At 42.5% G+C, this 5,517-nt stretch carries 5 protein-coding genes and 1 pseudogene; 1 reads left to right on the plus strand and 5 read right to left on the minus strand.

All coding sequences use genetic code 11. The features are described from left to right. The 5 genes and pseudogenes from ACLOR3_RS05065 to ACLOR3_RS05085 form a co-directional block, all read right to left on the minus strand. Positions 1-324, minus strand: a pseudogene (locus ACLOR3_RS05065) (ABC transporter permease); the annotation flags it as partial. Positions 325-494: 170 nt separating this feature from the next. Beyond that, on the minus strand, positions 495-1,130 hold the full coding sequence (locus tag ACLOR3_RS05070) for a TetR/AcrR family transcriptional regulator (RefSeq protein WP_411400426.1): 636 nt from the start codon (positions 1,128-1,130) through the stop codon (positions 495-497). Between the two features lie 134 nt (positions 1,131-1,264). Then, positions 1,265-1,939 carry an NAD-binding protein gene (locus ACLOR3_RS05075; RefSeq protein ID WP_411400427.1) on the minus strand — a complete coding sequence of 225 codons (675 nt, stop codon included), beginning with the start codon at positions 1,937-1,939 and terminating at the stop codon, positions 1,265-1,267. Between the two features lie 9 nt (positions 1,940-1,948). Then, complete coding sequence (locus tag ACLOR3_RS05080) at positions 1,949-3,331, minus strand: TrkH family potassium uptake protein (RefSeq protein WP_411400428.1); 1,383 nt, start codon at positions 3,329-3,331, stop codon at positions 1,949-1,951. 31 nt (positions 3,332-3,362) lie between these two features. Next, positions 3,363-4,127: a nucleoside phosphorylase gene (locus ACLOR3_RS05085; protein ID WP_411400429.1), complete on the minus strand. Its 765-nt coding sequence runs from the start codon at positions 4,125-4,127 to the stop codon at positions 3,363-3,365. 156 nt (positions 4,128-4,283) lie between these two features. Between ACLOR3_RS05085 and ACLOR3_RS05090 the strand changes: the two genes are divergently transcribed. Beyond that, positions 4,284-5,517 (plus strand): DEAD/DEAH box helicase (locus ACLOR3_RS05090; protein WP_412037049.1); only part of this gene is annotated, 1,234 nt, incomplete at its 3' end.

Here is a 5,517-nt window from a genome sequence, read left to right on the forward strand (position 1 = left end):
GTAAGAAAACAACTGAAAAATTGTTCTTCGTTTAAATTCATCAATAATAATCGTAGACAATAAATAAGATTCGAAAATCAAAAATGCTACTTTTGTAAATAAAAATGAAAACAATGAAGCTACAATTGCCCAACCTTCCCATTTACCAGTAATTCTAATAACATTAGAATCCTGTCCAGTGAATTCTCCTAGTTTATTGTCAGTACCTAATCCCATAATAATGATTGCTGTAATACCTAACACTATAAATATAGTACACAACCAGGCTAAAAATAATTTAGATTTAGAAACTTTATTTAATTCAATTTTAATAAGTGACAACATGGTTTTTTTCTCCAAAAATTTTGTTAATATTAATTACACTATTCAAAAAGCACTTTACATACTTCCGGTATGCAAAACTCCAAAAAACAAACATACTAATGGTATGTATAATAGAATTTTTAATACCATATCTACAGTATGGTATTTTTTGAAATATCAATACGTAAAATTTATTTGGCACTTTTTAAGTGATCAAATAAGTTGAAAATCACTTCCATCATTTCATCAGAAATTAACTGTACCCCTAGACCTTCAAAAGTAAGTTTAATGAAATTCATTTTACGCTTTAATTCTACTAATGAAAAAACGGAAATTTGAAAACCAATCCAAATATTTAGAGTTAAAACAATTAAATCTGCTAGCTCTTCTGGATATTCTGTTTTAATAGACCCATCTTCAACTCCTTCGTAAACTTTTTCTCTAATTTCGGGTAAAAAATCAGAAAATAGACCTAGATACTGCTCTCCTAACAAACGTGGACTTCTTAGCATGATTGAGGCAGAGTAAACGAGCCTTTGGTGTTCAAAATTAGAGAAAGAGTCCATCAAAGAATTTTGTATCTTTTCTAATCCAGTATTTCCTCTCCAATTATAATTTAAAATTTCTTGATTATTTTCGCTAATGATTGTTTGCAGTATATCATATTTAGACTCAAAATGATGATAGATAACACCTTTTGTTAATCCACCTAAGCCATCAATGATATCTTGTATTGACGTATTATCAAATCCTTTTTCTAAAAATAAATCTTTCGAAACTTCTAGTATTTTTTTTCTAGTTTCATGTGAGTTTCTATTTCTTGCCATTATAACTCTTCCTTATCATACTAGTGGTATGTTTTTTATTATAATCTAACAAATTAATGTTGTCAATTTTTTGTTGTTTCCAATAATATTTTTGAAATTATATAAAACCAAAAAACGACCATTCGGTCGTTTTCTTAGTTCATTTCCTCTAAGAGGTCTTGGATTCTGTCCAAATATTGGTTGTCTGTCACCGCCATCACGCGCACCCCTTCTGGCCAGATAAAGTCGGGACTGATCTGAATCTGAAGTGGTTGGTCTTCGACATTTCGATAACCAATAATATTGAGATGGTACTCCTCTCTGACTGCCAAGTCTTGAAGGCTTTTGCCTACCCAGCTAGCTGGGACTGTAAACTCAGCTACCACCACTTCTTCATCCAACTGGAAGACTTCTATTCCATGTTGGAAGAGAATCATCTTAGCTAGGGACATTCCCGCTTCTACCTCTGGGAGGATGACCAAATCAGCCCCGATTTTCTCAAGGACTTCCTTAGTCACTTCATTCTTGACCTTGGCAATGATGTGTTCAACACCAAGGGCCTTACAGTGCATGACAGCCAGTACACTGGACTCCAGGTTTTCACCCGTGGCGATAACGACTGTGTCACAGTTCCCAATATCTGCTGCATCCAAGAGGTCCAACTCCGTAATATCTCCAACAATTCCAGTTGTAATCATGGATTCATACTGGTTGATCACATCCTCGTGATCATCAATTGCAATAATATCCACATCCTGGTCCTGCAGCGTTTTCAGGACACTCTGTCCAAAAATTCCTAATCCTAAAATTCCAATGGTTCGATTCGCCATGAGTTTCTCCTATCCGATAATGATGTCTGCCTTGGCATACTGCAAGGTATCTGTTTTCTTGGCTTGGTAATTGTTCAAGCTGACCATGAGGGTCAAGGGACCGATCCGTCCAATAAACATGAGGACCATGATAATGCCTAGTCCTGCTCCATTTAAGGTCGAGGTTACATTCGCGGTCACTCCCACTGTCGCTAGAGCGGATACCACCTCAAAGACCAAATAAATAAAGCGTTGGCCATCCGGTGTGACCAAACAGATTCCTAATAGACCTACTAAGAAGGTCAACTGGAAAATCACCGCCGTCCCAAAGGAACGTTGAACAAGGTCCGGTGAAATTGTTCGTTTTCCTAAGTTGGTATGTGGTAGCCCTAACAGTTCCTTCCGAGCCAGGAGCAAGAGGACCAGGAAGGTGGTGATCTTCATGCCCCCTGCTGTCCCGCCTGGTGCTCCACCTAGAAACATTTGCAAGAGATAGATGAAGAGCGTCACTGGCCGGACTGCTGTGTAATCTAAGGAGGCAAAACCAGCCGTTCGCATGCTGACAGTTTGGAAGAAGCTGACTAAAATTTTCTCTCCCAATGGGAGGGCCCCAATGGTTGCTGGATTATCAAACTCGGTCAAGAGACTGGTTACTGTCCCAAAGAGAAGGATCGCAGCTGTTAACCAGAGAACCACCTTGGTATGGAAGCGTAAGGTTCGCCTTCCTGATTGATTGCGGGCCTTGGTAGCCAGGTCAAACCAAACCATAAAGCCCAAGCCCCCCGTAATAATAAGGGCAGACAAGGTCAGGTTCACCAGCCAATCGGTCTGGAAACTCATCATACTATCGCCCCCAAAATTATCAAAGCCCGCATTACAAAAGGCGGAAACCGCGACAAAGATGGAGTTAAAGATCCCATGACCCCAACCAAAGCGAGGAATGAAGCGAATCATGAGGAGCAAGGCCCCCAGTCCTTCGATGGTAAAGGTTGTAATGAAAATAGAACGGACAAAACGAGCCAAGCTCTGGTTATTACTAAAGCCAAAGCTATCCCGAATGGTCTGCCGGTCCTTGTAGCTGAGCTTTTGACGGCTTTCCATAAAGAAGAGACCGATAAAGGTCAAGATCCCTAGGCCACCAATCTGAATCAAGAGCATACAGATCAACTGCCCCCAGGCATTATAGGTCGAAGCCACTGACTGGGTAAAGAGCCCCGTTACACAGACCATGGAGACTGCTGTAAACAGGTGGTCGATATAGCCTGCTGTTGAGCTTGCTTGCTGGACAAAAGGCAGACTCAATAAGAAAGAGCCGATCAAGATAACCAAGGCAAAGCTGAGAAAGATTCGCCTTGCCGGAGACAGGCTTTTAATCTTAGACTGCCATTGTTTAAAAAATAATTTGACTAACATAGCTTCATTGTATCATAAAAAGTGAATAGACCTACAAGTGATGAACCATTTCTAGGCATAATTCTAAGGCTTTCTCAAATGCTTCAGACCCCCAGTCACGCTGGTCATAATTTTCCAGGTCTGCAAGAGAATCTGCGGTAAATAGGAGCAAGCCCCAAACCGCATCACGAAGCTGGGCTACTGCTGCAAGTGAGGCGCACTCCATCTCCACAACACTACACCCTTCTTCCATGCGATAAGCCACCTTGTCGGGCGTTTCTCTATAAAAGCCGTCCGTCGACCAAGTCATAACTTCTTGATAGGGAATGGCCGCTTGTTTTAGAACCGTTTCAATGGCAGTCAGTGCTCGACGATCCACTTCTATATACCGAGAAGGTGCCACATAATGGTAACTAGCTCCCTCATCTCGCAAGGCCTTGGTCGGGATTAAAAAGGCATTTTCCTCCATGTCCACCAAGACGCCACAGCTACCTGCCGAAATAATCTTCTTCACCCCATAGCCAATCAACCAGTCCATGAATTGAGCAGCAGGCGCCGATCCAACTGGTGCTTGGGCCAAGCAGATTTCCTCTCCTTGATGCTCCAGGACATAAACCGGATAGATCTTGGTAGCTGAGACAAAGCTAGCTACTTGTTTGGCACCAGCAGCTTTCGCAAAGCGATCAATCTCATCTTCTAAGAAAGCATAAACACATTTTTCAGGCAAGTGCACATCGAGCCCCTCATGAGTCGGCATAATGACTGCCTGTGGGTTATCGTCAAACTCTAAAATAGGAATCTCATGTTTATGGATCATCCGCCACCTCCAAACTTGTTTGTAACATTATATAAGTCCATCGAGCCTGTGTCAAGAAGAGATAGCAAAAAGGACTATTTCGCTTCCATAGCAACTTCCCTTATAATGAATATCTTCAACTATGATATAATGGGGACAGTACAAGGGAGGAAACCAATGTTACAAGAACTAGCTTTTACAGGTCAATGGAGACACTACCAAAAACGCGTTCTCGATAAGAGTGACGCTTTCATGGCGGATGGTCACCTGCATTTGGTAGCGGCCCCTGGCTCTGGAAAAACAACCTTGGGAATCGAATTTATCCGGCGCTTTGGCCAGCCAACCCTAATCTTGGCCCCTACGGTCACGATTCGTCAACAATGGGTCGACCGTATTGTCCAAGCCTTCTTGAATGATGAAAGCCAAGCGGAGCAACTGATTTCTCAGGACCTCAAACATCCCAAGCTGATTACAGTGGCTACCTATCAGGCCCTACACAGTGCGATGAATCAAGTCGTCGGTCAATCGCAAGTTGAGGATACCGATGACCAGGCAGAGATTGAAACCTTTGATTTCAAAGGATTCGATATCTTTTCTACCTTTAAAACGATTTCACTCGGGACCCTTTGTTTGGATGAATGTCACCACTTGCGCAATGAGTGGTGGAAGAGCTTGGAAGCCTTTCGTCAAGCCTTCCCTGACTTAAAGATGATCTCCCTCACTGCTACCCCTCCCTATGAAGGGGACCCTGCCCTTTGGGATCGGTATATCCGCATGTGTGGGGAGATTGATGAGGAAATTACGGTTCCCGAATTGGTCAAAGAAGATACCCTTTGTCCCCATCAGGACTATGTCTACTTTGCCTTTCCAACCAAGGAAGAGCAGGCTCAGCTGGATGCTTTTAGCCAACAAAAGAACACTCTCATGCAGCAACTGACTTCAGACCCTCTCTTTTGTCAACACCTACAATCCTGTCAGGCCTTATCGGGTCAGATCAGTGATGATGAGTTGCTCAATGAACCCAAGTATCTCTCTGCTACCCTGATCTTTCTTCGGAGCAAGGGAATCTCCTTTCCCCAACGTTTCCAAGATCTTCTAGGAGCCAAAAAACTACCTTCTTTCACTCTAGACTGGCTTGAAATTCTCCTGCAAGGTCTACTCTTTCAGGTCCCTCATTGGTACAATCTACCAGAAGAATACGAGAAGCAACTCCTCCATGAATTAAAAGCTGCCAGCTTGATCGATAGAAAACAAGTCAAACTGGTCCGCAACAAAAAACAAGACCTCCTGCTTAACCAATCTCTCGGAAAACTCAATGCGATTCGAGAGATTTTCAAGGCAGAATACCTGGCTCTTGGAAGCCAACTGCGCCAACTGGTCTTAACAGACTACATTCGCCAAGACTTTGAAG

Source organism: Streptococcus intestinihominis (assembly GCF_046824975.1).
Taxonomy (GTDB): domain Bacteria; phylum Bacillota; class Bacilli; order Lactobacillales; family Streptococcaceae; genus Streptococcus.